General features: G+C 75.9%; 22 protein-coding genes and 2 tRNA genes. 8 read left to right on the top strand and 16 right to left on the bottom strand.

The window, feature by feature from the left end:
- Positions 1 to 468: 468 nt before the first annotated feature.
- Together bldC and LO771_RS24200 are read right to left on the bottom strand one after the other, a co-directional pair.
- Complete coding sequence (gene bldC, locus LO771_RS24205) at positions 469 to 675, bottom strand: developmental transcriptional regulator BldC (RefSeq protein WP_003949541.1); 207 nt, start codon at positions 673 to 675, stop codon at positions 469 to 471.
- A 565-nt stretch (positions 676 to 1,240) separates the two neighbouring features.
- Positions 1,241 to 2,269 (bottom strand): hypothetical protein, encoded by a 1,029-nt coding sequence (locus tag LO771_RS24200; RefSeq protein ID WP_374228231.1) that lies wholly within the window; start codon positions 2,267 to 2,269, stop codon positions 1,241 to 1,243.
- Positions 2,270 to 2,511: 242 nt separating this feature from the next.
- Here LO771_RS24200 and LO771_RS24195 point away from each other — a divergent pair, with 242 nt between their 5' ends.
- Both LO771_RS24195 and LO771_RS24190 read left to right on the top strand, forming a co-directional pair.
- Positions 2,512 to 3,621, top strand: coding sequence for a Glu/Leu/Phe/Val dehydrogenase dimerization domain-containing protein (locus LO771_RS24195; RefSeq protein ID WP_308188991.1), 1,110 nt, complete (start codon positions 2,512 to 2,514; stop codon positions 3,619 to 3,621).
- 455 nt (positions 3,622 to 4,076) lie between these two features.
- Complete coding sequence (locus LO771_RS24190; RefSeq protein ID WP_230746499.1) at positions 4,077 to 4,319, top strand: DUF3073 domain-containing protein; 243 nt, start codon at positions 4,077 to 4,079, stop codon at positions 4,317 to 4,319.
- A gap of 163 nt (positions 4,320 to 4,482) precedes the next feature.
- On the opposite strand, the gene purM is transcribed toward LO771_RS24190, so the two are convergent.
- Positions 4,483 to 5,574: a phosphoribosylformylglycinamidine cyclo-ligase gene (gene purM, locus LO771_RS24185; RefSeq protein ID WP_230746496.1), complete on the bottom strand. Its 1,092-nt coding sequence runs from the start codon at positions 5,572 to 5,574 to the stop codon at positions 4,483 to 4,485.
- Between the two features lie 85 nt (positions 5,575 to 5,659).
- On the bottom strand, positions 5,660 to 7,246 hold the full coding sequence (purF, locus tag LO771_RS24180; RefSeq protein ID WP_230746494.1) for an amidophosphoribosyltransferase: 1,587 nt from the start codon (positions 7,244 to 7,246) through the stop codon (positions 5,660 to 5,662).
- A gap of 590 nt (positions 7,247 to 7,836) precedes the next feature.
- Between purF and LO771_RS24175 the strand changes: the two genes are divergently transcribed.
- Positions 7,837 to 8,154: a hypothetical protein gene (locus tag LO771_RS24175; RefSeq protein WP_230746492.1), complete on the top strand. Its 318-nt coding sequence runs from the start codon at positions 7,837 to 7,839 to the stop codon at positions 8,152 to 8,154.
- Positions 8,151 to 8,453 (top strand): hypothetical protein, encoded by a 303-nt coding sequence (locus LO771_RS24170; RefSeq protein WP_230746490.1) that lies wholly within the window; start codon positions 8,151 to 8,153, stop codon positions 8,451 to 8,453. Before LO771_RS24175 ends, LO771_RS24170 begins: the two co-directional genes overlap by 4 nt.
- 68 nt (positions 8,454 to 8,521) lie before the next feature.
- Here LO771_RS24170 and LO771_RS24165 read toward each other — a convergent pair whose 3' ends face one another.
- From LO771_RS24165 to purS, 4 genes are all read right to left on the bottom strand, one after another.
- A complete protein-coding gene (locus tag LO771_RS24165; RefSeq protein ID WP_230746488.1) occupies positions 8,522 to 9,517 on the bottom strand; it encodes a sterol carrier family protein in 996 nt (331 codons plus the stop codon).
- A 102-nt stretch (positions 9,518 to 9,619) separates the two neighbouring features.
- Positions 9,620 to 11,884, bottom strand: coding sequence for a phosphoribosylformylglycinamidine synthase subunit PurL (purL, locus tag LO771_RS24160; RefSeq protein ID WP_230746486.1), 2,265 nt, complete (start codon positions 11,882 to 11,884; stop codon positions 9,620 to 9,622).
- On the bottom strand, positions 11,884 to 12,561 hold the full coding sequence (gene purQ / locus LO771_RS24155) for a phosphoribosylformylglycinamidine synthase subunit PurQ (protein WP_230746484.1): 678 nt from the start codon (positions 12,559 to 12,561) through the stop codon (positions 11,884 to 11,886). Before purQ ends, purL begins: the two co-directional genes overlap by 1 nt.
- Entirely contained in the window at positions 12,558 to 12,812 is a 255-nt protein-coding gene (gene purS / locus LO771_RS24150; protein ID WP_230746536.1) for a phosphoribosylformylglycinamidine synthase subunit PurS, read from the bottom strand. The genes purQ and purS overlap by 4 nt, the downstream gene beginning before the upstream one ends.
- A 536-nt stretch (positions 12,813 to 13,348) precedes the next feature.
- Between purS and LO771_RS24145 the strand changes: the two genes are divergently transcribed.
- The 3 genes from LO771_RS24145 (at position 13,349) to LO771_RS24135 (ending at position 14,002) form a co-directional block, all read left to right on the top strand.
- Complete coding sequence (locus LO771_RS24145; RefSeq protein WP_230746482.1) at positions 13,349 to 13,666, top strand: Lsr2 family protein; 318 nt, start codon at positions 13,349 to 13,351, stop codon at positions 13,664 to 13,666.
- A gap of 140 nt (positions 13,667 to 13,806) precedes the next feature.
- Positions 13,807 to 13,879: transfer RNA gene (locus LO771_RS24140), tRNA-Gly, on the top strand.
- Between the two features lie 47 nt (positions 13,880 to 13,926).
- Positions 13,927 to 14,002 (top strand) — tRNA-Gly (locus tag LO771_RS24135).
- Between the two features lie 121 nt (positions 14,003 to 14,123).
- Here LO771_RS24135 and LO771_RS24130 read toward each other — a convergent pair.
- The 5 genes from LO771_RS24130 to purD form a co-directional block, all read right to left on the bottom strand.
- Complete coding sequence (locus tag LO771_RS24130) at positions 14,124 to 15,044, bottom strand: phosphoribosylaminoimidazolesuccinocarboxamide synthase (protein ID WP_230746480.1); 921 nt, start codon at positions 15,042 to 15,044, stop codon at positions 14,124 to 14,126.
- 43 nt (positions 15,045 to 15,087) lie between these two features.
- Positions 15,088 to 16,794 (bottom strand): peptidoglycan-binding protein, encoded by a 1,707-nt coding sequence (locus tag LO771_RS24125; protein ID WP_230746478.1) that lies wholly within the window; start codon positions 16,792 to 16,794, stop codon positions 15,088 to 15,090.
- 154 nt (positions 16,795 to 16,948) lie between these two features.
- Entirely contained in the window at positions 16,949 to 18,502 is a 1,554-nt protein-coding gene (locus LO771_RS24120; protein WP_230746476.1) for a N,N-dimethylformamidase beta subunit family domain-containing protein, read from the bottom strand.
- A gap of 253 nt (positions 18,503 to 18,755) precedes the next feature.
- A complete protein-coding gene (locus LO771_RS24115; protein ID WP_230746474.1) occupies positions 18,756 to 20,567 on the bottom strand; it encodes a hypothetical protein in 1,812 nt (603 codons plus the stop codon).
- 506 nt (positions 20,568 to 21,073) lie between these two features.
- Positions 21,074 to 22,366 carry a phosphoribosylamine--glycine ligase gene (gene purD / locus LO771_RS24110; RefSeq protein WP_230746472.1) on the bottom strand — a complete coding sequence of 431 codons (1,293 nt, stop codon included), beginning with the start codon at positions 22,364 to 22,366 and terminating at the stop codon, positions 21,074 to 21,076.
- Positions 22,367 to 22,643: 277 nt separating this feature from the next.
- Between purD and LO771_RS24105 the strand changes: the two genes are divergently transcribed.
- Complete coding sequence (locus tag LO771_RS24105) at positions 22,644 to 23,432, top strand: SLATT domain-containing protein (protein ID WP_230746470.1); 789 nt, start codon at positions 22,644 to 22,646, stop codon at positions 23,430 to 23,432.
- 49 nt (positions 23,433 to 23,481) lie between these two features.
- Here LO771_RS24105 and LO771_RS24100 read toward each other — a convergent pair whose 3' ends face one another.
- The 3 genes from LO771_RS24100 to LO771_RS24090 form a co-directional block, all read right to left on the bottom strand.
- Complete coding sequence (locus LO771_RS24100; RefSeq protein ID WP_230746468.1) at positions 23,482 to 24,129, bottom strand: hypothetical protein; 648 nt, start codon at positions 24,127 to 24,129, stop codon at positions 23,482 to 23,484.
- Positions 24,130 to 24,259: 130 nt separating this feature from the next.
- A complete protein-coding gene (locus LO771_RS24095; RefSeq protein ID WP_308188989.1) occupies positions 24,260 to 25,144 on the bottom strand; it encodes a GntR family transcriptional regulator in 885 nt (294 codons plus the stop codon).
- Positions 25,145 to 25,451: 307 nt separating this feature from the next.
- A complete protein-coding gene (locus LO771_RS24090) occupies positions 25,452 to 26,807 on the bottom strand; it encodes an aspartate aminotransferase family protein (protein WP_230746466.1) in 1,356 nt (451 codons plus the stop codon).
- Between the last annotated feature and the right edge of the window lie 94 nt (positions 26,808 to 26,901).

The following is a 26,901-nucleotide window of genomic DNA, read 5'->3' as shown; positions in this document are numbered from 1 at the left end:
GCCCCGCCGTACCCGTCGGCCCGTGGGCCGCGCCCCGGGCCCCGCCGGGGCGGGACCCGCCGATCGGCGGGTACGGCGGGGCGGACGGCCCGGTGTACTGTCGGGCGGTCCGAGGGGGAGGACCGCGCGGAGGTCTGGACCAATATCGCACCGCTCCGCAGGGCGCAAGAGGGCGGCGGGTGTGACGGGAGTCACCTGAACCGGTCGGAAAACGGGGTGCGGAGACCCCTCCTCCGGGCCCGGCGATTTAACATGTGAAATTGCACTCGTCCCGGATGCCCCCCTTCGGGCGGTGCGGGAGCGGCGCGCAGGGGCCGGAAACGCCGAGAGGCCGCATCGGACCCGGCGGAGTCCGATACGACCTCTTGTCGCGTGCACGGGGGAGCCCTGAGCCCCAGGACCGGGGAGGACGGACGTTTCGCTGACGTCCGGCCGCCCGGAGGCCCCGGAAGGGCCGCCGTCGAAGCGTCAGGCCTCGCTGCGCTGCTGCGGGATACCCGCAAGCAGGGCGCGGACCTCGGCCTCGCGGTAGCGGCGGTGCCCGCCGAGCGTGCGAATGGACGTCAGCTTGCCTGCCTTGGCCCAGCGGGTGACCGTCTTGGGGTCAACGCGGAACATGGTGGCGACCTCAGCCGGCGTCAGCAGCGGCTCGGCGTCAGGGGTTCGAGCGGTCATGAGCGGCCTCCTCGGGAGAACCGAACCAACACGGTTCTTTCCTTCAAATTCTGCACCTTGGCCCGCGATGCCCGAAATGACATACACAGGCCGAGTCGGTAATAGGACGAACGGCTTGTCCTGGGGACTACAACTACACCATCCGTCCAACGCCATCGGCCAAACCGCCGGAATCGGCACCGCAGGGGGCCAAGGTCGACGGATGGCGATGGACCATGCCATAGCGGACAGTCACTCCGATGTGACGAACAGTCATGACACCGTCACACGGAACGCTCTCCGCAAAGATCTCATCCCCCCTTGGATCCACCCAAAAGTGGGCATGCCAGCAGAGAGCTGGACCGGTTGTCCTATTTTGACACATAGGGACCACTTCACGTCAACGGTGAGTAGCGTCACGTTCGCGAGGCATCGTCCCAAAACCGGACCTAGGTCCCGGAAGGCGTGAAGCGCGTCCTGCCGTGTCGATACGCAGGATGCCACGCATGTCCGACGAGTCCGCCGGTTCGGACCTGGCGCGATCAGGCACTGGCAGGAAACCGCCAGCAGGCCGCGGGGGGCGGCCTCAGTTGGCGTACAGCAGCTCCTGCACGGCGCGCCAGCGCTCGGTCACGCTGCGGTACAGCTGGCCCGCACGGGTCCCGTCGCCCGCCCGCAGGGCGGCGACCCCCTCCGCCACCTCGGCCGCCGACCGGTCCGCGGCCAGCCGCTCCTCCGGGATCGCGTGCACCAGGCCGCCGTAGTCCAGCTCCACCAGCGACCGGGGGTGGAACTCCTCGAGCCACCGGCCCACCTGCTCCACCCCCGAGACCAGCGGGCCCTCCTCGAGGTTCTCCCGCAGCACCCGGTAACCGCGGGCGAACCGGCGGCGGGCCTGCGCCATCGGCGTCAGGTAGAAGAGCGCCGGCGCCGCGCTCCGGGCCGGTCCGGCCCCCTCCCCCGCCGCGGCGCGCTCCCCGGGACCGCCGGGACCGGCCTGACCGTCCGGGGCGGACGGGGTGGCAGGGCCGGACGGGGCGGCCGGGCCGGACGGGGTGGCAGAGGCGGACGGGGCGGCAGGGGTGTCCGGGGCGGCCGGCAGGGAGGGCGAGAAGCGCCGCTCCTCGTCCGAGAAGAGCAGGAACCACCGCACGGGCACGTGCCAGGTGCGGGTGAGGATCCACGGCCGGGTGTCCGGGTGCTCGCCGCGCCACCGCTCCCAGTCCGCCTCCGCCTGCTCGCGCACCGCCGGCGGCAGCACCGCGTCCAGCAGCGGCGCCGGGAGCTCCTGCTTGAGCTCCTCCAGGGCCAGCCAGCTGCGCAGCCTGATCCGCGACGGGCAGACGTAGGTGACCCCGTCCACCACCCGCAGCAGCGCACCGCCGCTCTCGCGCTCCGGCAGCGCCTTGGGGGTCACCGTCACCAGCTCGGCGAGGCTGCGGCGGCGCTCGTGCAGCGCCGAGGGCGGGGTGCCGGGGGGTGCCGCGTCGGCGTGCCGCTCCGCCGCGAACGCCTGCCAGTGGGCCCGCTCGGGCTCCGGGAAGGCGGCCAGCGGCTCGTACACGCGCAGATAGGCGGCGTACGGGGGGAGCACCGAGGTGCGCACGGCGGTCACGCATGGCATCGTCGCACGCGGCGCCCCGCGCCGGGGAGGGAAGGGCCGGGTTCTCCGCCCGGCGCCCGGCCAGGTGACATCCGCCGTCCGCCGCATACCCCCGGCCCCTCCCAGGTCCTACGCTTCGGTCAGGCGCCCGCACCCACAGCAGCGGGCCTGTACACACGGGAGTCACCACAGTGACCGACGTACACCGCGAGACCGCCCCCTCCACCAGAACAGGGGCGTCCACCGGCACCGGAATCCTCGGCCGCATCTTCGGCGGCGGGTCCGAGGGGGCCCCCGGCGACGGGCACGAGCAGGTCGTCCTCTGCCACGACCGCCACTCCGGCCTCAAGGCCGTCATCGCCATCCACTCCACCGCCCTCGGGCCGGCGCTGGGCGGGACGCGCTTCTACCCGTACGCCTCCGAGGAGGAGGCCGTGCAGGACGCGCTGAACCTCTCCCGCGGCATGTCCTACAAGAACGCGCTTGCAGGTCTGGACCACGGCGGCGGCAAGGCCGTCATCATCGGCGACCCGGCGCAGGTGAAGACCGAGGCCCTGCTGCGGGCCTACGGCCGCTTCGTGGAGTCGCTGCGCGGCCGCTACATCACCGCCTGCGACGTCGGCACCTACGTCGCCGACATGGACGTGGTCGCCCGCGAGAGCCGCTGGGTCACCGGCCGCTCCCCCGAGCAGGGCGGCGCCGGCGACTCCTCGGTGCTCACCGCCTACGGCGTCTTCCAGGGCATGCGCGCCAGCGCGCAGCACCTGTGGGGCGCCCCCACGCTGGCCGGACGCCGGGTCGGCGTCGCCGGTGTCGGCAAGGTCGGCCACCACCTGGTGCGGCACCTGGTCGAGGACGGTGCGACCGTGCTGGTCGCGGACGTGAACGAGGCCTCGCTGGCCCGGGTGCGGGCCGAGCACCCGGGGGTGGAGGTGGTCGCCGACACCGACGCCCTGATCCGCGCCGACCTCGACGTCTACGCCCCCTGCGCCCTCGGCGGCGCGCTGGGCGACACCACCGTGCCCGTCCTCACGGCCTCGGTGGTCTGCGGTGCGGCCAACAACCAGCTGGCCCACCCGGGTGTGGAGAAGGACCTGGCCGACCGCGGGATCCTGTACGCGCCGGACTACGTGGTGAACGCCGGCGGCGTGATCCAGGTGGCCGACGAGATCCACGGCTTCTCCTTCGAGCGGGCCCGGACCAAGGCGTCGAAGATCTACGACACCACCCTGGAGATCTTCGCGCTGGCCGCCGCGGACGGCGTGCCGCCGGCGGTGGCGGCCGACCGGCTGGCCGAGCGCCGGATGTCGGAGGTCGGCCGGCTGCGGACGATCCTGCTGCCGGAGGACACCCGCCGCCCGTAGGGCGCGGACCGCCGCCCGCGCGCCGTCCCCGGTGCGTGGGCCCCCGCCGGGGACGGCCGCCGTCCCCGGCGGGGCCGGCACGCGGCCGGAGGCGGCCGGAGGCGGCCGGCGGGAGGGGCGGGAGGGGGCGGCCGGGACGAGAACGCGGTTCTCACCTTCCGGCCCCGTGCGGCGGGTGCGGGCCCGCAGGAGGGGCCCGACGCCCTCCGGCGGGACGGTCGGAGGACTCCTCCCGTCCTCCGCCGCAGCCGTCGGCTACCCTCTTGAGCAGGAATGACGCACTCGCGATGCACGGAACTCCGCGCCACGTGGCACGGGCGGCGTACCGCCCGGCGACGGAAGCAGGTACCGTTGTTGCTCTAAGGAGCGGTCCTCTCGGTTCGGAGAGGCCGTTGCCGAACATGAACGCGTGTCAGACTCGGGGCCGTGAGCCCCGTCGTTGAGGGGGTCGACCCATGGGGCGCGGCCGGGCCAAGGCCAAGCAGACGAAGGTCGCCCGCCAGCTGAAGTACAACAGCGGCGGCTTCGACGCTTCCCGTCTGTCCCAGGAGCTGGGCGTACCGTCGAAAGAGCCGGCGCCGGTGAACGGCGAGCCGTTCGAGGACGACGACGAGGACGACCCTTACGCGGCGTACGCGGACTACTACGCCGACGAGGACGACGACGAGGACGACAGCCGTTCTCGCCGGGGCGCCTAGCCCCTCCTCGCCGGCGTACCGCCCCTGCGTCAACCGCAGGTCGGGACCTCACCACCACCGGTCCGGGGTGCTGCACCCCGGACCGGCTCGTGGTGTGCCCGGAGCCGTCCGGCGGTCCGGACCCCGTCCGTCCCCCCGGTCCCGGCCCGGGTCCCGCCTGCCGTCAGCCGGCCAGCGGGTACTCGTTGTAGAGGGTCGCGCCGGCGGCGTGGTCGGCGGTGCGCTCCACGACGTCGCCGAGCAGCCACGCCTCCAGGTCGCGGTCGGCGAGGACCGAGAGCACCACGTCCACGGACTCCGGCGGGACCACGGCCACCATGCCGACACCCATGTTGAGGGTCTTCTCGACCTCCGGCAGGGCCACCCGCCCGACCTCGGCGACCGTCCGGAAGACGGGCATGGGCGTCCAGGTGCCGCGGTCCAGGCGGGCGTGCAGGTGGTCGGGGACCACCCGGGCGAGGTTGGCGGCGAGGCCGCCGCCGGTCACGTGCGAGAAGGCGTGGACCTCGGCGGTGCGGGCCAGCGCCAGGCAGTCCAGCGAGTAGATGCGGGTGGGCTCCAGCAGCTCCTCGCCCAGCGTGCGGCCGAACTCCGGGACCTCCCGGTCCAGCTTCCAGCCGGCCCGCTCCAGCAGCACGTGCCGCACCAGCGAGTAGCCGTTGGAGTGCAGGCCGGAGGCGGCCATCGCGATCACCACGTCGCCGGCCCGGACCCGGTCGGCGCCGAGCAGGGCGTCGGCCTCCACCACACCGGTGCCCGCACCCGCGACGTCGTACTCGTCCGGGCCCAGCAGGCCGGGGTGCTCGGCGGTCTCGCCGCCGACCAGGGCGCAGCCGGCGAGCGCGCAGCCCTCCGCGATGCCCTTGACGACGGCGGCGATCCGCTCGGGGTGCACCTTGCCGGTGGCGATGTAGTCGGTCATGAAGAGCGGCTCGGCGCCGCAGACCACCAGGTCGTCCACGACCATGCCGACCAGGTCGCGCCCGATGGTGTCGTGCCGGTCCATCGCCTGCGCGATCGCGACCTTGGTGCCGACGCCGTCGGTGGAGGTGGCCAGCATCGGCCGCTCGTACCGCTTGAACGCGGAGGCGTCGAAGAGCCCGGCGAAGCCGCCGATGGAGCCGACCACCTCGGGGCGGGTGGCCTTGGCCACCCACTGCTTCATCAGCTCGACGGCGCGGTCGCCGGCCTCGATGTCCACGCCGGCCGCCGCGTAGGTGGCGCCGGGGGCGGCGGGGGAGGTCTGTTCGGTCACGGGAGCGGCCCTCTCGGGTCGGGGGGATGGTGCGGAGGTGCGGCGCCGCGGGCCCGCACGCGGTCGTGCGGGCCCGTCCGCGCGTCTACGGGCGGCGGAGCGCGTCGGCGGCGCCGGCGCCGCCGAGCAGGGTCTGCACGCCGTCCAGGTCGGTCAGCTGCGCGGCCGCCTTGCCGCGGGTGGCGGGCTGCTGCCGGCCGGAGGCGATCTCGGCCTCCAGCAGGTGCTTGCCGAGCAGCTGCGGGTCCGGCAGCTCCATCGGGTACTCGCCGTCGAAGCAGGCGCGGCAGAGCCGGTCCTTGGGCTGGGTGGTCGCCTCGACCATGCCCTCGATGGAGATGAAGGCCAGCGAGTCCGCCCCCAGGGACTTGCCGATCTCCTCCACGGTGAGCCCGTTGGCGATCAGCTCGGCGCGGGTGGCGAAGTCGATGCCGAAGAAGCAGGGCCACTTGATCGGCGGCGAGGAGATGCGGATGTGCACCTCGGCGGCGCCGGCCTCGCGGAGCATCCGCACCAGGGCGCGCTGGGTGTTGCCGCGGACGATCGAGTCGTCCACGACCACCAGCCGCTTCCCGGCGATGACCTCCTTGAGCGGGTTGAGCTTGAGGCGGATGCCGAGCTGCCGGATGGTCTGGCTGGGCTGGATGAAGGTGCGGCCCACGTAGGCGTTCTTCACCAGGCCGGAGCCGTAGGGGATGCCGCTGGCCTCCGCGTAGCCGATGGCGGCCGGGGTGCCGGACTCCGGGGTCGCTATCACCATGTCCGCCTCGGCCGGGGCCTCGGCAGCCAGCCGGCGGCCCATCTCCACGCGGGAGAGGTGCACGTTGCGGCCGGAGATGGTGGTGTCCGGGCGGGCCAGGTAGACGTACTCGAAGACGCAGCCCTTGGGCCGGGCCTCGGCGAAGCGGGAGGACCGCATGCCGTTCTCGTCGACCGCGATCAGCTCGCCCGGCTCCACCTCGCGGATGAAGCTGGCGCCGACGATGTCGAGGGCGGCGGTCTCGGAGGCCACCACCCAGCCGCGCTCCAGGCGGCCCAGGACCAGCGGGCGGATGCCCTGCGGGTCGCGGGCGGCATAGAGGGTGTGCTCGTCCATGAAGACGAGGGAGAAGGCGCCCTTGACCGCGGGCAGGACCTTGCGGGCCGCCTCCTCGACGGAGAGGTCCGGGTGTCCCGCCAGCAGCGCCGTCACCAGGTCGGTGTCGTTGGTCGCGGCGGTGCGCCCGGAGCGGGAGACGTGCTCCTCGCCGGGCAGCTCGGCGACCATCCGCGACAGCTCGGCGGTGTTCACCAGGTTGCCGTTGTGACCGAGGGCGAGGGAGCCCTGGGCGGTGGCCCGGAAGGTCGGCTGCGCGTTCTCCCACACCGAGGAACCGGTGGTGGAGTAGCGGGCGTGGCCCACCGCGATGTGGCCGCTGAGGGAGCCGAGGGAGGTCTCGTCGAAGACCTGGGACACGAGGCCCATGTCCTTGAAGACCAGGATCTGGGAGCCGTTGCTCACTGCGATGCCCGCGGACTCCTGTCCGCGGTGCTGCAGGGCGTACAGCCCGAAGTAGGTGAGTTTGGCGACCTCTTCTCCCGGAGCCCAGACCCCGAAGACGCCGCATGCGTCCTGGGGGCCCTTCTCGCCGGGAAGGAGATCGTGGCTGAGTCGTCCGTCACCACGTGGCACGCCGTCGAGTCTAGGGCAGCGTGCGGGGACGGGCCGAACGGGGGACCGGCGGGCCGGCCCCGGGCGGGCCCGGAGGGGGGTCCTGCAGGGCCGCCGCGGGGCCCCGGACGCGCGTAGAAGGCGTCCCTGGGGCCTGCGGGGCGGGTCCGGTCCCCTCCGGACATGAACCTGGTCACATCCGGCGGATCCGACCCCCGCGGGTGGTTTGGAGGCCCGGGATCTTGCGGTCCCGGGAGGGTGCGGCCGTACGGTGGCGGCGGACTGACCGGTACGGCTGGGGTGGGCACGCCGGTCGTGGCCGCCTCCTGTGCCAGCGAGGAGGGACCGCGATGACGGCGGGTGCGGCGGCGGCCTGTGCGGCGGCCTGTGCGGCGGCGGGTACGGCGGCGGCGGGTGCGGCGACGGCGGCGAACAGAGCCGCGAACAGGGCCGCGGGCAGGGCGGGGTCCGGAGCGGCGGCGGGCAGGGCGGGGACCGGGCCGCCGGGTCCGGGGCCGGGCACGGCGGGGGTCCCGGGGCCGGGCACGGCGGCGGGTTCGCCGGACGGCCTGCACGGGCTCGCCGAGCGGTTGCGGCACCGGGCCGAGGAGATGGACGGCTGCGCGCGCCGCCTGGGCCGCGCCTGCGACCAGGCCGGGGAGCTGCCCGGCGCGGCGGCGGCCGCCCTCCGGCGCAGACTGCGGCAGCGTGTGCGGGCGACGGCGGCCGGTGCCCACGGGCTGCGCCGGGCGGCCGCGGCGGCGGACGCCTGCGCCGACCGCTGGAGGGCCGAGACCGCCCACCGCGCGGCACTGGCCGCCGCGGACCGCCGGCGCCGCGCGGCGCGGGAGGCCGGGGCGGCGGCGGGCAGGGCGGCGAGCGGGGTCGGGGCCCGGGTGCAGGCCCCGGCCGGGACGGCGGGACGGTGAGCGGGCACCCCGCACGGCCCGCGGCGCGGCCCGACGCGGCGCCGCTGGTGTGGCACGCCGCGGCCGCCACGGTCCGGGAGGCGGCGCGGGAGGTGCGGGAGGCCGCCCGCAGCCCGGCGCTGGCCGCCGCCGGAGCGGTCTGCCCGGCCGAGGCGGAGCGGGTGGGCCGGCTCCTGCGGCAGGCGCTGGACGACGGCCGGGACGGTCTGGCGGTCCTCGCGGACGGCCTCCTCCTGGACGCCGTCCGGCTCGGCCGGGCGGCGCGCACCGGCCCGTCCGCCGCCGGGGGCGTCCGGTGAGCGGACCGGCCCGGCCCGGGCGGGCGCGGCGACGCGGCAGGCCGGGCCGTCCCGCCGGGGCGGCCGGCTCAGCCCGTCACCGGGAGGAGCCCCGACAGGTCGCTCCGCTCGCCGCTCGCGGAGACCGCCCCGGAGTCCACCGCGTCGGCCCAGGAGGTCCGTCCGGTGGCCAGGCGGATCCAGGTGAGCGGGTCGGTCTCCACGACGTTCGGCGGGGTTCCCCGCGTGTGCCGGGGCCCCTCCACGCACTGCACCACGGCGAACGGCGGCACCCGCAGCTCGACGGCGCCCCCGGGCGCGGCCTCGGCGGCCGTGTCGGCCAGCAGCCGGGTCAGGGCGGCCAGCGCCTGCCGGTCGTGGCGGAAGGCGTCGGGGAGGGGCACCGGGCTCTCCGTGCCGAGGGCGCGGGCGGCGCGGTCCAGCGCCTCGGCCAGGTCGTCGGCGTGCACGACGAGCTCGAGGAGGCGGGTGAGCAGGTAGTCGGCGAGCAGGACCGGGCCGAAGCGGAACGGGAAGCGGCGCTGCGGGTCGGCCGCCTCGGGACCGTCCAGCAGGGCGAGGAAGGCGCCCGCGGCCGCGTCGAACCGCTCCCCGGTCCGGGCGGCGGACGGGATCCGGCGGCCGCCGTCCGGTCCGCCGCGCGACGGGCCGTCCGGTACGGCCCCGCCGGGTGCGGTGGCCTCCCGGCTGGCCTCCCGGGCGGCCTCCTCCCTGGCGGCCTCCTCCTCGGAGGTGCGGCGCACCCAGGAGGCGACGTCCGCCGCGGCGGTGGGGGCCCTCCGGAGCAGGGCGGTCGGGGAGAGCGCCTCGCCGTCCGGCACGGGGTCGGCGAGGCGCGGCGGGATCTGCTCCAGGACCAGGCAGAGGTGGACGACCAGGTCGCCCACCGCCCACGCGCCGAGCCGGGTCGGGGCGGCCAGCAGTTCGGCGGCCCGCGGGTGGGCGCACAGGGCGCGCACGGCACCGCGCACCACCTCCGTCTGGGTCGCCAGGGCGGTGCGGACCCGGACCGGGTCGTGGGTGCGGACACGGCGGGCGCCCCTGCGGGCCTGCGGCTGCGGCATGGGACCGAGGGTAGCCACCGGTGCGCCGCGGGGCGGCCCGTCCCTGCGGACGGACCGCCCCGGAGGCGGGTGCCGCGCCCTCCGGGGGCGCGGCGGGGAGGCTCAACCCAGCAGGGCCGGGAAGGTGGCCTCGTGCGCGGTGCGCAGCTCGTCCAGGGAGACCGAGAACTGGCCCTGGACCTCGATGGTGTCGCCGTCCACCACGCCGATGCGGGTGGCGGGGAGGCCCCGGGCGCCGCACATGTCGGTGAAGCGGAGCTCCTCGCTGCGCGGCACCGCGACGATCGCCCGGCCGGCCGACTCCGAGAAGAGCAGCACGAACGGGTCCGTCCCCTGGGGGACGACGATCCGGGCGCCCCGGCCGCCCTTGAGGCAGCTCTCCACCAGGGCCTGCGCGAGGCCGCCGTCGGAGAGGTCGTGGGCGGCGTCGACCATGCCGTCGCGGGAGGCGGCGATCAGGATCTCGGCCAGCAGCCGCTCGCGCTCCAGGTCGACCTTCGGCGGGAGGCCGCCGAGGTGGTCGTGGGCGACCTGGGCCCAGGCGGAGCCGCCGAACTCGTCCCCGGTGTCGCCGAGGAGGTAGACCAGCTGGCCCTCCTCCGCGAACGCCATCGGGGTGCGCCGCTCGACGTCGTCGATGACGCCGAGCACGCCGACCACCGGGGTGGGGTGGATCGCGGTCTCGCCCGTCTGGTTGTAGAGGGAGACGTTGCCGCCGGTGACCGGGGTGCCGAGCACCTGGCAGGCGTCGGCCAGGCCGCGGCAGGCCTCGGCGAACTGCCACATGACCGCCGGGTCCTCGGGCGAGCCGAAGTTGAGGCAGTCGGTGACGGCCAGCGGCCGGGCGCCGGTGGCGGCGACGTTGCGGTACGCCTCGACCAGGGCCAGCTGGGCACCGGTGTACGGGTCGAGCTTGGCGTAACGGCCGTTGCCGTCGGTGGCCACCGCGACGCCGAGGTTCGTCTCCTCGTCGATGCGGATCATGCCGGAGTCCTCGGGCTGGGCGAGGACGGTGTTGCCGAGCACGTACCGGTCGTACTGCGAGGTGATCCAGGACTTGTCGGCCTGGTTCGGGTGGGCGGCCAGGGCCAGCAGGGTGGCCTTGAGCTCGTCGCCGCTCGCCGGGCGCTTGAGGCGGTCGGCGGTGGGGGCGTCGGCCTGCAGCTCGTCCTGCCACTCCGGGCGGGCGTAGGGGCGCTGGTAGGTCGGGCCCTCGTGGGCGACGGTGCGCGGCGGCACGTCCACGACCTGCTCGCCGTGCCAGAAGATCTCCAGCCGGTCGCCGTCGGTCACCTCGCCGATGACGGTGGCGATGACGTCCCACTTCTCGCAGATCTCCAGGAAGCGGTCGACCTTGTCGGGCTCGACCACGGCGCACATGCGCTCCTGCGACTCGCTCATGAGGATCTCCTCCGGCGAGAGCGTCGCGTCGCGCAGCGGCACCCGGTCCAGGTCGACCCGCATGCCGCCGGAGCCGGCCGAGGCCAGCTCGCTGGTGGCGCAGGACAGTCCGGCGCCGCCGAGGTCCTGGATGCCGACGACCAGCTTCTCGGCGAAGACCTCCAGGGTGCACTCGATGAGGAGCTTCTCCTGGAAGGGGTCGCCGACCTGGACGGCGGGGCGCTTGGTGGGGCCCTGGTCGGTGAAGGTCTCCGAGGCCAGCACGGAGACGCCGCCGATGCCGTCGCCGCCGGTGCGGGCGCCGTAGAGGACGACCTTGTTGCCGGGGCCGCTGGCCTTGGCGAGGTGGATGTCCTCGTGCTTCATCACGCCGACGCAGAGCGCGTTGACCAGGGGGTTGCCCTGGTAGCAGGGGTCGAAGACGACCTCGCCGCCGATGTTGGGCAGGCCCAGGCAGTTGCCGTAGCCGCCGATGCCGGCGACGACGCCGGGCAGCACGCGCCGGGTGTCGGGGTGGTCGGCGGCGCCGAAGCGCAGCGGGTCCATCACCGCGACGGGGCGGGCGCCCATGGCGAGGATGTCGCGGACGATGCCGCCGATGCCGGTCGCCGCGCCCTGGTAGGGCTCGATGTAGGAGGGGTGGTTGTGCGACTCCACCTTGAAGGTGACCGCGTACCCCTGGCCCACGTCGACGACGCCGGCGTTCTCGCCGATGCCGACCAGCATGGCGTCGGAGGCGGGGGCCTTCTCGCCGAACTGCTTGAGGTGGACCTTGCTCGACTTGTACGAGCAGTGCTCCGACCACATCACGGAGTACATGGCCAGCTCGGCGCCGGTGGGGCGGCGGCCGAGGATGGCGCGGATGCGCTCGTACTCGTCCTGCTTGAGTCCGAGCTCCGCCCAGGGCTGCTCGGCGTCGGGGGTCTCGGCGGCGTGCGCGACGGTGTCCAGGTGCTTCTGCGACATCAGGCGTTGACCAGCTTCTTCAGGATCGAGGTGAAGAACCCGAGGCCCTCGGTGCCGGGGCCGGTGAGGGGCTCCACGGCGTGCTCGGGGTGCGGCATGAGGCCCACCACGTTGCCGGCGGCGTTGGTGATGCCGGCGATGTCGCGGTAGGACCCGTTGGGGTTGACGTCCAGGTAGCGGGCGACGACCCGGCCCTCGGCCTCCAGGGCGTCCAGGGTGTGCTCGTCCGCGACGAAGCGGCCCTCGCCGTTCTTCAGCGGGACGGTGATCTCCTGGCCCTGCTCGTAGTCGGAGGTCCAGGCGGTGGCGGCGTTCTCGACGCGCAGCCGCTGGTCGCGGCAGACGAAGTGCAGGCTGTCGTTGCGGGTGAGGGCGCCCGGAAGCAGGTGGGACTCGCACAGGACCTGGAAGCCGTTGCAGATGCCGAGCACCGGCATGCCGGCCCTCGCCTGCTCGATGAGGGTGTCCATCACCGGCGAGAAGCGGGAGATGGCGCCGCAGCGCAGGTAGTCGCCGTAGGAGAAGCCGCCGGGGAGGACCACGGCGTCGACCTGGTGCAGGTCCTTGTCGCGGTGCCAGAGGGCGACCGGCTCGGCGCCCGCGAGGCGGACCGCGCGCTGGGCGTCGCGGTCGTCGAGCGAACCGGGGAAAGTGACGACGCCGACGCGGACGGTCACTTCGCCTCCTCCTCGACGCGCACGGTGAAGTCCTCGATCACGGTGTTGGCGAGGAAGGTCTCGGCGGCTTCGCGGATACGCGCGAGGGTGGCCTCGTCGGCGGGGCCGTCCAGCTCGAGTTCGAAGCGCTTTCCCTGGCGGACATCAGAGATCCCGTCAAATCCGAGGCGCGGCAGTGCGCGCTGCACCGCCTGGCCCTGGGGGTCGAGGATCTCCGGCTTGAGCATGACGTCGACGACGACGCGTGCCACTGGCACTCCCGGTGTTGGTGCGTGGGGGCGGGATCCCCAGAATACCCAGCGTTTCGGGCACTCCGGCGGCCCGGGCGGCGCAACGCGCGTAGACTTCCGCCCCTTACCCGCCCGCCCGCACACCCCGCGCCGAGCAGGCCGCGACGCGGCGCGGAAGCCCCTCGGGAGCCGGCGGGAAGGCGGGCGGCGACCACGGAAATGCACCTCTTTTGCCGGATTCCGCACCACGGGGACCGGCCCGCGCGAAGGCCCCGGGGAACGCTGCCATTACCGGCACTCCGGGCAGATCGACCGGAGGTATGGGCCCGGTATCCGACCCGGTATCCGGCCGGTGCGGATATTCGGCGCGGGAAAAGTAGAGGGTTCAATTCCTGCCGGGTTTTGGTGCAGAATAAGAGCACCGGTCGCGGCAGGTGGTTCGCACCCGGCGGATTGCCGCGCCCCTGCGGCGGACCGCCCGACGGCCGGTGCACACCGGACCTCCCGGCGCTCCCCGTCGCCGGGGGCGGTCCTATTGCCCGAGAGGATTGACACCCATGGCACAGCGTGTAGTGGTCACGCTCTCCGACGACCTGGACGGCGGTGCGGCGGAGGAAACCGTCCACTTCGGCGTCGACGGCAAGTCGTACGAGATCGACCTGTCGGCCGAGAACGCCGAGAAGCTGCGGGAGGTCCTCGCCCCGTACGTGGCGGCCGGCCGCCGGCAGAGCCGCAGCGGCAAGTCCTTCCGCCGCACCGCCGTCGCCCCGGACCCGGCCGCGGTGCGCGCCTGGGCCCAGTCGCACGGCATGGACCTGCCGGCCCGCGGCCGCATCCCCAAGCACGTGTACGAGAAGTTCGCCGAGGCCAGCTGAGAGCCCTCCCGGTCACGCCCCGCCGCGACGGTCACGCGCCGCCGCGGCGGGGATGCGACAAGCACCCCCGGGGATGTTGTAGAGTAATCCTCGTCGCCGCAGCCCGGCAGGGAGGCGGAGGCAGGTGCCGAAGGCACCGTGCGGACGTGGCTCAGTTGGTAGAGCATCACCTTGCCAAGGTGAGGGTCGCGAGTTCGAATCTCGTCGTCCGCTCGCAGCACAAACGTCCACCCGGAAGCGGGTGGTACCATAAAGATCATGCGGACGTGGCTCAGTTGGTAGAGCATCACCTTGCCAAGGTGAGGGTCGCGAGTTCGAATCTCGTCGTCCGCTCCACATGCAGAAGGCCCGCTCCTCGGAGCGGGCCTTCTGCGTTTCCGCGCACCGGCGGAACCCGCCGCCTCCCGCACCCCGGTCGGGGTGCGGGAGGCGGCGGGCCCGGCTCCGGCGGCCGGGCTCAGCTCCAGGGGGTGCCGGTCAGCCGCTCGTACGCCTCCACGTACTTCGCGCGGGTGCGCTCCACGACCTCGTCCGGCAGCGCGGGCGGCGGCGTGTCGCCGCTGCGGTCCCAGCCGGAGGCCGGCGACGACAGCCAGTCCCGGACGTACTGCTTGTCGAAGGACGGCTGCGGCCGGCCCGGCTCCCAGCTGTCGGCCGGCCAGAAGCGCGAGGAGTCCGGCGTCAGCACCTCGTCGGCGATGACCAGGCGCGGCTCCCCGCCCTCGGCGGTCGCCGGGTCGAGGCCGAACTCGAACTTGGTGTCCGCGAGGATGATCCCCCGCTCCCTCGCCACGTCCCGGGCCCGCCCGTACACGGCGAGCGTCGTCTGCCGCAGGAGGGCGGCCAGCTCCGGACCGACGCGGCGGGCGACCTCCTCGTAGGGGACGTTCTCGTCGTGCTCGCCGACCTCGGCCTTGGTCGCCGGGGTGAAGACGGGGGCGGGCAGCTCCGATCCGTCGACCAGCCCCTCGGGCAGCGCGAGGCCGCAGACGGTCCGGTCGCGCCGGTACTCCTGCAGGCCGGAGCCGGTGAGGTAGCCGCGCGCGACGCACTCCACTGGGAGCATCCGCAGGTCGCGGCAGACCAGCGTCCGGCCCTCCCAGTCGGCGGGGGCGCCCTCCGGGACCTCCGCGGACAGGACGTGGTTGGGGACCGTGTCGGCGAGCAGGTCGAACCACCAGAGCGAGAGCCGGGTGAGGATCCGCCCCTTGTCCGGGATCCCGTTGGGCAGCACCCAGTCGTAGGCGGACATCCGGTCGCTGGCGACCATCACCAGGTCGCCGGCGGCGTTGCGGTAGAGGTCGCGCACCTTCCCGGTGTGGACGTGGACGAGGCCGGGGACCTGGACCGGCTCGGGCTTCTCGACGAATCCGCTCAACGCTTCACTACCTCGTGTTCAGGGGCTGCCTGCCGGGAGTCTTTCACGCGTGCCGGCCCGCCGCCCGGGACGGTCGGGCCGCCGGGGTCCCCGGCGTGAGGACGGCGGCGGGCGGCCCCGGCCGCCGGCCCGCCGAGGCCGGTCCCGGGGCCGCCGGGGAAGGGGCCGGGAACGGCGCGGCCGTGGCGGGGCCGGTGCCCGTCCGGTCCGCCCCGTCCAGGACCACCCGGTCCCCCTCCCGCACCGCGCCGTCGTCGAGCGGCCGGATCTCGGTCCAGCCGCCGCCGGAGGCGCCGGTGACGACCTCCACGGTGCGCTCCCGGTGCTTCCGGTACACCGTCACCACCGCGCGCCCGTCGCCGCCGGTGCGGATCGCCGGTGCGGGCACCGCCAGCACGCTGCCGCGGGAGGGAGGGGCCTGGACCGACAGGAGGACCTGCTGGGCCTCCATGCCCGGGTCCAGCTGGTGGTCGGGGCGCACCACGACCGGGCAGGCGGCGGGGTCCGCCGCGGGCGCGACCCGGCCGGAGTCCTGCGCCGGGCGGCCCGGTACCGCCCCCTGCCGCATCGACCCGTCCTGCGCCGAGCCGTCCTGCGCCGACCCGTCCTGGGCCGAGCCGTCCTGCGCCGAGCCGTCCTGGGTCACGACGGCCGCCGGCTGGCGGACCGGCACGTCCGCCACCGACACGACGGTGCCCCCGGCGCTGACCCGGCCGGCCTCGGAGACGATCCGCACCGGCTGGCCCGGCCGGACCACTGCCCGCTGGTAGGCGGGGAGCCCCCCGCAGACGACCATGCCGTCCGCGGAGACGGTCATGGCGCTGCCGGTGACCAGTCCGCCGACCGCCACCGGGACCGCGTCCACCACGGCCGGGAAGCCCTGGAGGTACTGCACCTCGGAGACGGGCAGCAGGGGCCCGTCCGCCGCCTTCTCCGCCGTCAGCAGGCCCCGGGCGTCCGCGAGGTCGGCGTCGGCGCTCCTGACCCGGCGCCGCGCCTCGGCGACCGCCTGCCCGGCGGCCGTCCGGTCCGCCGCGGAGGCGTCGCCGGGCAGGGCGGCCCTGCGGTCGCGGGCGTCGGCCAGCGCGTCCGCGGCGTCCTGGCGCGCCCGGCGGGCGGCGGCCACGGCGTTGCGGGCCTCCGCGAGCCGGGTGTCGCCGTCCGGGCGGGCGGGCAGCGGGGTGTAGCCGCGGGAGGCGTAGAAGGCGGTGAGCGCGGCCGCGGTGCCGGGGCCGAACACGCCCGCGCGGTCCCGGCCGGTGCGGAGGCCGAGGCCGCGCAGGGCCTTCTGCAGCTGGGTGACGTCCGCGCCGCGGTCGCCGGGCCGCAGGTCGCGGTAGGCGGGCAGGGCGCCGGGCAGCGCGAAGACGGGGCGGCCGGAGATCTCCACCAGCACCCGTCCGGCGGCGACCGTCTGGCCCGTCCGCACCGGGAGTCCGGTGACCACCGCCCGGACGGCTCCTCCGGACCCCGGGGCGGGCGCCGTCACCTGGACGGTCTGAGCCGTGGTCACCGTGCCGCGGACCAGCACCGAACCGTCCAGCGCCCGCCGCTCCACCCGGGCGGTCGGCACGTCCGGCCGCGGGTCGCCGACCGTGAGCCAGGCCGCCCCCGCGCCGCCCGCCAGCAGGACCGCGCCGGCCAGCAGGCCCGCCAGCACCTGGTGCTCGGAGACCCACCGCCACCGCGACGGCGGGGTCCCGCCGCGCACCGGTCCGGACGCCGTCTCCTGATCGTCACTGCCGGACATGCACGGCCCCTCTCCGTTCCGCGAGCGTCTGCCGCGGGCGGACGGGACCGGACTGATCCGGCATACCGTCATATTCCGCCCACCTCAGGTGGATATCACCCGGGTCGGGCTTTCCCGGGCACCCACGCCGGGCCGCGGCGGACGGCCCGCCGGGTCACCCCCGTTTGCAGATGCGGTCCAGCAGGTTGGCGGTGGCGCGCTGGATGCGGTCGTCGGTGTGGCCGGGGCGGTCCAGCGCAGGGGACCAGGCGAAGGTGCCGGAGGCGAAGACCCAGGCACCGCTCGGCGCCCGGTAGAGCGAGGTCTCGTGGTGGCGGCGCACGCCGGCGGCGTCCGTGTACGGGGAGTGGGCCAGCAGGACGCGCTCGGAGTGCTCGGGCAGGGCGACCCGGGGGAAGTACCGGTCCGCCTCCCCGGCCACCAGGTCCGGCACCGGGTCCTCCTCCCGCAGCCCGGTGCCCTCCCAGAGCCAGTGGTGCGCGTTGCGCACGACCAGCGGGGCGGGCTCGGGGACCCGCCCGGCGTACTGGACGCCCAGCAGCCCCTGCTCCGGCTCGCCGGCGTCCCGCCACAGCGCGGTGCGGGCGCCGGCCGGCCCCTGGAAGGGGACGCCCGGGCCGGGGCGGCGGCGCTTGCGGCAGCTGACCAGCCGGTCGGGCTCCCCGGCCGGGGAGGGCGACAGCTCGACCCGCCAGTACATGGTGTTGGCCGAGAGGAAGACCAGCGAGGTGCCCGCGTCCCGGGCCCGCTCCGCGGCCCGCCGCATGGGCGCGGACCAGTACTCGTCGTGGCCCGGGAAGACCAGGCCGCGGTAGCGGGCGGGGTCGACCGCGCCGGCGTGCAGGTCGGTGGCGGTGGCGTACGCGAGGTCGTAGCCGTAGCGCTCCGCCCAGCGCACGAAGTCGTAGGCGTGGCCGACGTGCAGCGGCAGGCCGGCCCCGGCGTACGGGCGGTCGAAGGAGACGGTCACCGCGGCGTCCTGCTCGCCGAGCAGCCTGCCCTCCTCGTCCCAGGCGTGGTACAGGCTGGCGCCGGTGTGCCCGTCCTCCGGGAAGAGGTTGTAGGCCTGCCAGGTGACGTCCGGGAGGAGCAGCAGCAGGTCGGCCGGGCGGTCGTCGCGGACGGTGAAGGGGATGTGGGTGCGGTCCAGGCTGTCGACGGTGGTGAGGACCGCGACGTACGCGCCCGGCTGCCAGTGCGTGGGGATGTGCAGCCGCCAGGAGAGCCACCAGTGGTGGCAGGAGACCGTGCGCCCCGCCACCAGCGGGGCCGGCTGCCGCAGGCCGCTGACGCCGGGTCCGGAGGTCATGTGGCGGGCGCCGTCGCCGCCGTAGTGTCCGATGCGGTAGACGTCGACGGTGAACTCGCGGGGCGGGTCGACGGTCACCCGGAGGTCCACGGAGCCGCCGGGGCGGACCGTCCCGGCGGAGGCGAAGCCCTTGATCCGGCAGTCGACGTCGTCGGAGTTGCGGGGCGCGCCCGCCGGTCCGGCGCGGTCGGGCACCCGCCTGGTCCCGGGCAGCAGCTGCTGCCCGGGGGCGGCGAGGTCGACGTACCAGGGGAGCACGGTCCCGGCGGCGTCGGGACCGGAGCCCTCGACGTAGGTGTCGGCGCCGCGCAGCCAGGGCAGCGGGCCCAGCCCGAAGGGGTCGGTCACGGCGTGCGCGAGCGCACCCGACTCCCAGCGGCGGATCTGATCCGTCCCCACGGTGTCCCTCCTGCCCCGACGCGGACGCGGGAGAGTGCGGCGGCCGTCCGGACCGCCCGCGCCCGGCGCACGTCCAGCACATCACATCCTGCCACCGTTGCGTCACCCCGTGTGGGTACGAATATGACAAATGTTCTTGCCGATCATCCTCGGCAGGCCCCCGGGGGGGCGTCCTCGGGGGCTTCCCCGGCCGGTGCCACCGCGGGCGCCGCCGCCGGGGCGGACGCCCGGAAGGACGGATACCGGGCGGACGTCAGGCGAGCCGGACCGGCTTCTCCAGCCGCACGCCGACGGCGTTCAGCCAGTCGCGCAGCGGGCCGTCGTCGCCCTGCTCGACCGCGCGGACGACGGGGGCGGTCAGGTCGGTCCGGCGGGTGCCGCGGACCAGCAGCGCCGGGCCGTCCAGCCAGTCGAGGCCGGGCACGGCGCCGGCGGTGTCCACGGCGGCGCAGCACACCATCGCGGCGACGTGGTCGGCGAGGAGGTCCCGCCCGGTGCGCGGCGGCACCGGCAGGAGCGCCTGGCCGGGCTCGGGCTGCCCTGCGGGCTCCCAGGCCCCGGACGGTCCGCCGGACCCACCGGCCCCGCCGGACCCGCCGGACCCGCCCGCCCCGCCGGACGCGCGGCCCGGCCGGGGGGCCAGCTCGGCGGCCAGCCGGTCGGCGTCGCCGGCCCGCAGCCGCTCCAGCACCCGGGCCAGCGTCGGGCCGGTGCCGGCCGCGGCGTCGTCCCGGCCGCCCCGGCCGCCCCGGGCCCCCGGGCCGGTCCCGAGGCGGGTCCGCCGCGGCGGGCGCCGGACGGCGTCCGGCCCCCGGCCCGGACCGGCCGGGCCCCCGGGGGCGGTGCGGTCGACGGCGGCGTGCAGGGCGGCGGCCTGGGAGCGCCAGATGCGGTCGACCACCGCCGCCGGGTACTCCTCCCAGCCGACCCGGCCCCAGCCGCGGGCGCCCTTCCCCGCGTCGCGGGGGACGCCGTGGAAGAGGCGGGCGGCGAGCAGCGAGACGGCCTCGTCGACGGATCCGGGCTCCTCCAGCAGGTCGCAGGCGGGGCGGTCGCCGAGGCGCCGCTCGAAGCCCTCGGCGAGCCGGTCGCGGCGGGAGAGCTCGGTCAGCGCGGCGACCACCCCGGCGTTCAGGTGGGTGGGGAGGCAGGCGATGCGCCAGGCGGGCAGGGCCACGCGGGTCAGCAGGCGGTCCCACCCCGCGTAGGCGAGGCCGACCTGCTCCTGGGCCGCGATGCGCAGCCCGTAGTCGACGGCGAGGGCCTGTTCCGAGGCCCAGGCGGCCACCGCCCGCTCCAGCTCGGCCGCGTGGCCGCGGCAGGCGCGCAGCAGGGTGCGGGTGATCCGGTCGAGGACCGCCAGGGCGGCCCGGTGCAGCGGGCGCAGAAGGGAGGAGGTGCCGGAGGGGGTGCCGGAGGGCGGTCCGCCGCGGCCGCGGCGGACGGTGGCGGACGCGGCGTCCAGGCCGCGGACGAAGCGGCGGGCGGCGGCGATGTCCGGGTCGGCGGAGGCGGCGGTACCCGCCACCACGGGGGCGAGGAGGGCGCGCAGCTCGGGGACGCGCATCCACCACAGGAAGGGCGAGCCTATGACGAGCACCGGGGCGGGGGGCTCCGGGCGGCGGCCGGGCAGGTGCGGCAGCGGGGGGCCGAGCGCGGGGGTGTCGGCGTCCTCCAGCCAGCTGTCGCAGTCGGGGGTGAGGGCGATCGCGGACGGGGCCGGCACCTCCATCCGGGCGGCGAGGTCGCGGATCAGCCGGTGGAGTTCGGGCGCCTCGCGCTCGCGGACCGCCACCGAGGGGGTCTGCGGGGGCCGGGCGCGGGTGAGGACCGCGGCCACGGCGGCGCCCAGCAGCAGGGTCGCGGCGGCCACGGCGCAGGCGGCCCAGCGGGCCGCGTCCCAGACCGCCGCGTCGGGCGACCCGGGGGCGCCGAGCCTGCCGGTCGCCCGCCCGGCGAGGAGGACGACGGCGACGGCCGCGGGCAGCGCGGCGGCCGCCACGGCCAGGCCGCGGACCCGCAGGACCGCATGGGCACGGGCTCGCGCCGCGTCGACACCTGCCACCTTCCGTCACACCCCCTGCCGCCGCCTCGCCCGTCCGCCGGTCCTGCTCCGACGGCGGGCGCTGCGACCCGGTCCGAAGAGTCCGAGAATCCACAGTGGAACGGTGGAGAACCGCCGCGATCCGGTCATGGACCGGATGCTCTCCGCAGCGCCCCTGTCACGTCTGACGTGCGTGCACGGGCCGCCGTTCCGGGTTCCGCCTCCTTCCCCCGAAAGAGGCGGCTGGTCCCGAACCGCAGCATCCCCCTGCGCGGCCCCGGTCACCCGGCGGGACTCCCCCCGGTACGACGAGCCGGATCCGCGGTCCTGGGCACCATACGGCCACCTCCCTTCCGGCGTCAGCCGGATACCGCCCGCTTCACCCGAAGGACTGGCCGGGCGGCTCCGTTCGGCACCGGGCCGCCCCACGGCGGCGGACCCGGAAAACAGTTCGGGGCCTTGGGTCCGGTGAGGTGAGGGCACCGCCCGCACGCCACCGGGCCCGAGGCCCCGGACCGCCGCTCCGCCTACCGCGCGCCGTCGTCCTGCCTGCCGTCCCGACCGGCGTCCTGCCCGCCGGCGGCCCTCAGCGCGATGTCGGTGCGGTGGTGGGAGCCGGCCAGCCGGATCCGCGCCACCGCGTCGTACGCCCGTCGGCGGGCCAGGGCGAGGTCCTCCCCGACCGCGGTGACCGACAGGACGCGGCCGCCGGCCGACAGGACCGCGCCGTCCTCGCCGAGCCGGGTGCCGGCGTGCAGCACGTAGGCGGTGCCGTCGGCCGCCTCGGCCTCGGCCAGGCCCTCGACCGGGTCGCCGGAGCGCGGGGAGGCCGGGTAGCCCTCGGCGGCGACCACCACGGTGACGGCGGCGCCGTCGCTCCAGCGCAGCGGCTCCAGCTCGTCGAGCCTGCCGGTGGCGGCGGCGAGCAGCAGGCCGGCCAGCGGGGTGCGCAGGCGGGCCAGGACCACCTGGGTCTCCGGGTCGCCGAAGCGCGCGTTGAACTCGATGACCCGCACGCCGCGCGAGGTGATCGCCAGGCCCGCGTAGAGCAGGCCGGAGAAGGGGGTGCCGCGGCGGCGCAGCTCGTCGACGGTGGGCTGGAGCACGGTCGCCAGGACCTCGTCCACCAGCTCGGGGCCGGCCCAGGGCAGCGGCGAGTAGGCGCCCATGCCGCCGGTGTTGGGCCCCTCGTCGCCGTCGTGGGCGCGCTTGAAGTCCTGCGCGGGCTGGAGGGGCACGACGGTGGTGCCGTCGGTGACGGCGAAGAGCGAGACCTCGGGGCCGTCGAGGAACTCCTCGATCACCACGCGCCCGCAGGCGGCGGCGTGGGCGAGGGCCTCCTGCAGGTCGGAGGTGACGACGACGCCCTTGCCCGCGGCCAGGCCGTCGTCCTTCACCACGTACGGGGCGCCGAAGGCGTCCAGCGCGTCGGCGGCCTCCTCGGGCGTGGTGCACACATAGGAGCGGGCGGTGGGCACCCCGGCGGCGGCCATCACGTCCTTGGCGAAGGCCTTGGACCCCTCCAGCAGGGCAGCCTCGCGGGAGGGGCCGAAGACGGGGATGCCGCGGTCGCGCACGGCGTCGGCGACGCCCGCCACCAGCGGGGCCTCCGGGCCGACGACCACCAGGCCGGCGCCGAGGCCGGCGGCCAGGTCGGCCACCGCCGCACCGTCCAGCTGGTCGACCGGGTGCAGCCGGGCCACCTGCGCGATGCCGGCGTTGCCGGGGGCGCAGTGGAGCTCGGTGACGTCGGGGTCGAGGGACAGGGAGCGGCACAGGGCGTGTTCGCGGGCGCCGCCGCCGATGACGAGGACCTTCACGCCTGGCAAGGGTAGTGCCTGGGCCCGGCGGCCCGGGCGGCGGCGGCCCGCCCGAGGTGGGCATTTGTCGATTCCGTCACATTCGGGGCGCGCGGGACACCCACTCTCCCGGGTGAAATCCGCGCCGGTCCGGACCGGCTCCCACCTCGGGGTCCGGGGGCGGCACCCCGGGTGCGTCCCTGTCGAACCGCCCCCGCGGTCAGCCATTTGGCGGTAAGAAGTGCCTTTGGAGAACTGCCGGCACCCGGCCGGTACGGCCGCACAGGGAGTGCCACAGGTGAGCCAGCCGGAAATGCAGCCCGAGGAGGAGAACCCCTGGAGCGGGGAGCCGGGCGAGGAGGACCAGCCCGCCGCGGCCACCGCCGAGGAGGGCGCCCGGCCCCGCCGCGCCGACCTGGGGGCCCGCCAGTTCCCGCTGGGCGACTGGGGCGAGCCCGCGGAGCGGCTGGAGGAGCTGTACCGCTGGTCCGAGGAGCGGGCCGTCGAGGCGGTCGACTGGTACCTGCGCGACCGCGCCTGGAAGCGCCGGGCCGCCCGGTCCCTGCGCCTGGTGGCGGCCGTCGCGGCGGCCTGCGGCGCGGGGCTGCCGCTGCTCGGGCTGACCGGCGTGTGGCGGGGGGCGGCGCCCTGGGGCTACGTGCTGTTCGTGCTGGCCGGCGCCTGCGTGGTCGCGGACCGGGCGTTCGGCCTGACCTCCGGGTGGATGCGGGACGTCAGCACGGCGCAGGCGCTGCAGCGCCGCCTGGAGGCGTTCCAGTTCGACTGGGCGTCGGAGTGCGTGCGCGAGGTGCTCGGCCCCACGGAGGGCACCGCGGCCGAGGCGGCGGAGCGCTGCCTGGGCGTGCTGCGCCGGTTCTGCGAGGACGTCTCGGACATGGTCCGCAGCGAGACCGCGGAGTGGATGCTGGAGTTCCGCGCCGCCATGACCCGGCTGCCGACGCAGGCCCCCGGCGTGTGGGGCGGCCGCAGCGAGGCGGGCGGCGGCGCCCAGGTGCGGGTCCTGCCGGGCCCGGGCAACCGGCCGACCATGCCGCGCCAGCGGCCCCCGGAGGGGCCGCTGCGCTGAGCGTCCGTCGTCCCGGCCCGCCCCGCGCGGGGCGGGCCGGGACGACGGCTCAGGCGAAGACGATCATCGAGCCCTGGCCCAGGCTGCGCACCGCCGCGGCGTGCAGTCCGGCCCAGGCGTGCCGCTCCCGGGCGAACGGGCCCAGGTCGTCGAGCGGGGGGTGGAACGGCTGCTCCAGCTCGGTCGGCCCCAGCGGCCGGGTCGGCGCCGGGGGGGCCGCCGGGTCGATCCCCAGCACCGGCGCCACCGCCTCCAGCTCGCGCAGCAGCCCGTGGACCGAGCCGAGCGGACCGCCGGCGGCCAGCAGCGACTCGTCCACCAGCGGCGCGGCGAAGTCGACCGGCACGTACGCGCCCGCGTGGTCGAAGTGCCAGACGAGGTGCGACTGCTCCGCCGTGGACTCGAACATCTCCAGCAGCTGCTCGTAGTCGCCGCCCAGCTCGCCCACCGGGGCCACCTCGAAGCCGGTGAGCTGCAGCAGGTAGGCGCGGCGCAGGAAGTGCAGCGAGTCGTAGTCGAAGGCGGCGACGGGTTCGACGTCGCCGCTCAGGCCCGGCATGTAGCGGTACACCGGCACCTCGGGCAGCCCCTGGGCGGCGAGGGCGGCGTTGTAGACGTCGAGGTCGTCCCGGAAGGGGTTCTCCGGAGCGTGGCAGAGGACGTCCACGAGGGGGACGAGCCAGATGTCGCAGGCCACAGGCACTCCTGTGCGCCGGTCAGGCGCGGCGTCGGGGGTGGGGACGGTCCGCTGCACCGTGGCGCTCTGTGCTCCGCCCGGGCACGGAACGCTCACCCTACCGGCCGGGGGCGCGGCCCGGACCGGACTGTCAGCCGGGTTCCGCGGAGCGGCCGCCGGGGGCGGACCGGTCCCCGGGGGCGGGGCCGCCGCCGGGGGCGGGGACGCCGTCGGGGGCGGACTGCCGGGGCACGGACGCGGAGGCGGGCGCGGACGCGGGGGCGGGCGCGGACGCGGGGGCGGCGGGGGGCGGGGCCGCAGGGGCGTCCGGCCCGTCGGGCAGCAGCCCCGGCACCTCGTGCCCGTCCAGCCGGGCCATCAGCTCCACCGCGGCCCGGTTGTACGCGAGGACCATCCGGTGGGCGCCGGCCCGGTCGCGCTCCGCGATCCGGTCGACCAGCTCCACGTGGCCGTCCCAGCAGGTCCGGACCAGGTCGGGGCGGCCCCGCAGCCGGGGGGCGGCGTACATCCACGACTGCACCCGCAGCAGGTCGAGGTAGTCGCTGATCCGCGGGTTGCCCAGCAGTCCCCCGGCCTCGCGCCAGAACCGGCGGTCGCAGCCGACCAGGACGTCCAGCTGGCCGGCCCGGGCCGCCCGGGTCGCGGCCTCCGCCCGGCGCCGCACGCTGGGCAGCCGGTCCCAGGCGATGCCCGTGGGGCGGCGGCCGAGGTGGCGGAAGACGTTGTCCGCGAGCAGGGTGCGGGCCTCGACGATGTCGAGGAAGTCCTGCCAGTCCAGCGCGGGGACGGCGAAGCCCCGGTGGTGCTCCACCCGCAGCAGCCCCTGCGCCGTGAGGTCGACCAGCGCCTCCCGGGCCGGGGTGGCCGAGACGCCGTAGAGCTCGGCGATCTCCTTGACGGTGAAGTGCGTGCCGGCGGCGAGGCGCCCGGCCATCATCTCCTCGCGCAGGGCGCCCGCGATCTGCTCGCGGAGGCTGCTGCGGCGCACGACGGCGGATCCGCTGCCTGCGGTCATGCGCGCTCTCCTCCCCGGCGGCCGACGTCCCGTACACCGTACGCGAAGGGGGCGCCGGGGCGCCGGTGGTCACCGGCGGACGGACGGCGGACGGGCGGCCGGCGGGGGCGCGGCCCCGGGGCGGACGGCCGGCGGACGGCCGGCGGGCCGGGTCCGGCTCCCGTGCGGGGGAGGCGGACCCGGCCCGTCGGCGGCCTGCGGTGGGGCGGCCGGGTGCGTGTGCGGCCCCGGCCGGGTGCCCCCGGGCCGGGTGTCCCCGCCGGACACGCGGAGGGCGTGCGGGTGGGGCGTGCGGAGGGGCGCGGCGTCAGACGGTGTGCGCGTCGGCGGCGGCGAGCGCCTCGTCCAGGATCGCCAGGCCCTCCTTGGCCTCGCCCTCCGAGACGTTGCACGGCGGCACGACGTGGAGGCGGTTCATGTTGACGAACGGCCACAGCCCGCGCTCCTTGCAGGCCGCGGTGAGGTCCGCCATCGGCTTCCCCGCCGCACCCGCCGCGTTGTACGGCACCAGCGGCTCGCGGGTCTCCCGGTCGCGGACCAGCTCCAGCGCCCAGAAGACGCCCGTGCCGCGCACCTCGCCGACCGACGGGTGGCGCTCGGCGAGCTCGCGCAGGCCCGGGCCGAGCACCCGCTCGCCGATCTCGCGGGCGTTCTCCACGACGCCCTCCTCCGCCATCGCGTTGATGGTGGCGACGGCGGAGGCGCAGGCCAGCGGGTGGCCCGAGTAGGTGAGGCCGCCGGGGAAGGGCCGCTCGTCGAAGGTCGCCGCGATCTCGGCGGAGATGGCGACGCCGCCCAGCGGCACGTAGCCGGAGTTGACGCCCTTGGCGAAGGTGAGCAGGTCCGGGGTGACCCCCCAGTGGTCGGCGGCGAACCAGGCGCCGGTCCGGCCGAAGCCCGCCATCACCTCGTCGAGGACGAGGACGATGCCGTACCGGTCGCAGATCTCCCGCACGCCGGCCAGGTAGCCGGGCGGCGGGACCAGGATGCCGGCGGTCCCGACCACGGTCTCCAGGATGACCGCGGCGACCGTCTGCGGGCCCTCGAAGGCGATGACCTGCTCCAGGTGCGCCAGGGCGCGCTCGCACTCCTGCGCCTCGTCGGCGGCGTGGAAGTTCGAGCGGTAGAGGTAGGGGCCCCAGAAGTGGACGACGCCGGAGGTGCCGGTCTCGTTGGGCCAGCGGCGCGGGTCGCCGGTGAGGGCGATCGCGTTGGCGGTGGAGCCGTGGTACGAGCGGTAGGTGGCGAGCACCTTCTGCCGGCCGGTGTGCAGGCGGGCCAGGCGGACGGCGTTCTCGTTGGCCTCGGCGCCGCCGTTGGTGAAGAAGATCTTGTCGAGGTCGCCGGGGGTGCGCTCGGCGATCAGCCGGGCGGCCTCGCTGCGGACGTCGATGGCGAAGGCGGGGGCGAAGGTGCAGAGCTTCGCCGCCTGCTCCTGGATGGCCGCGACGACCTTGGGGTGCTGGTGGCCGATGTTGGTGTTGACCAGCTGGGAGGAGAAGTCGAGGTACTTCCGGCCGTCGTAGTCCCAGAAGTAGGAGCCCTCGGCGCCGGCCACGGCCAGCGGGTCGATCAGGCCCTGGGCGGACCACGAGTGGAAGACGTGCGCGCGGTCCGCGGCCTTGACGGCCTGCCCCGCGGAAGGGTCGGCAGCGATGCTCATACCGGCCACCCTAGGAAGCGCCGCCCGCCGGGGGCAGCTGCACCCTGTCTGCCGTTGCCCCCGGCGCGCGACACCCTGTCAGCCGGTGCGGCAC

It is taken from the genome of Streptacidiphilus sp. ASG 303 (genome assembly GCF_020991365.1).
Classification (GTDB): domain Bacteria; phylum Actinomycetota; class Actinomycetes; order Streptomycetales; family Streptomycetaceae; genus Peterkaempfera.
The sequence above is the reverse complement of the archived record's forward strand: the minus strand, read 5'-3'. Positions and strand labels throughout refer to the sequence as shown.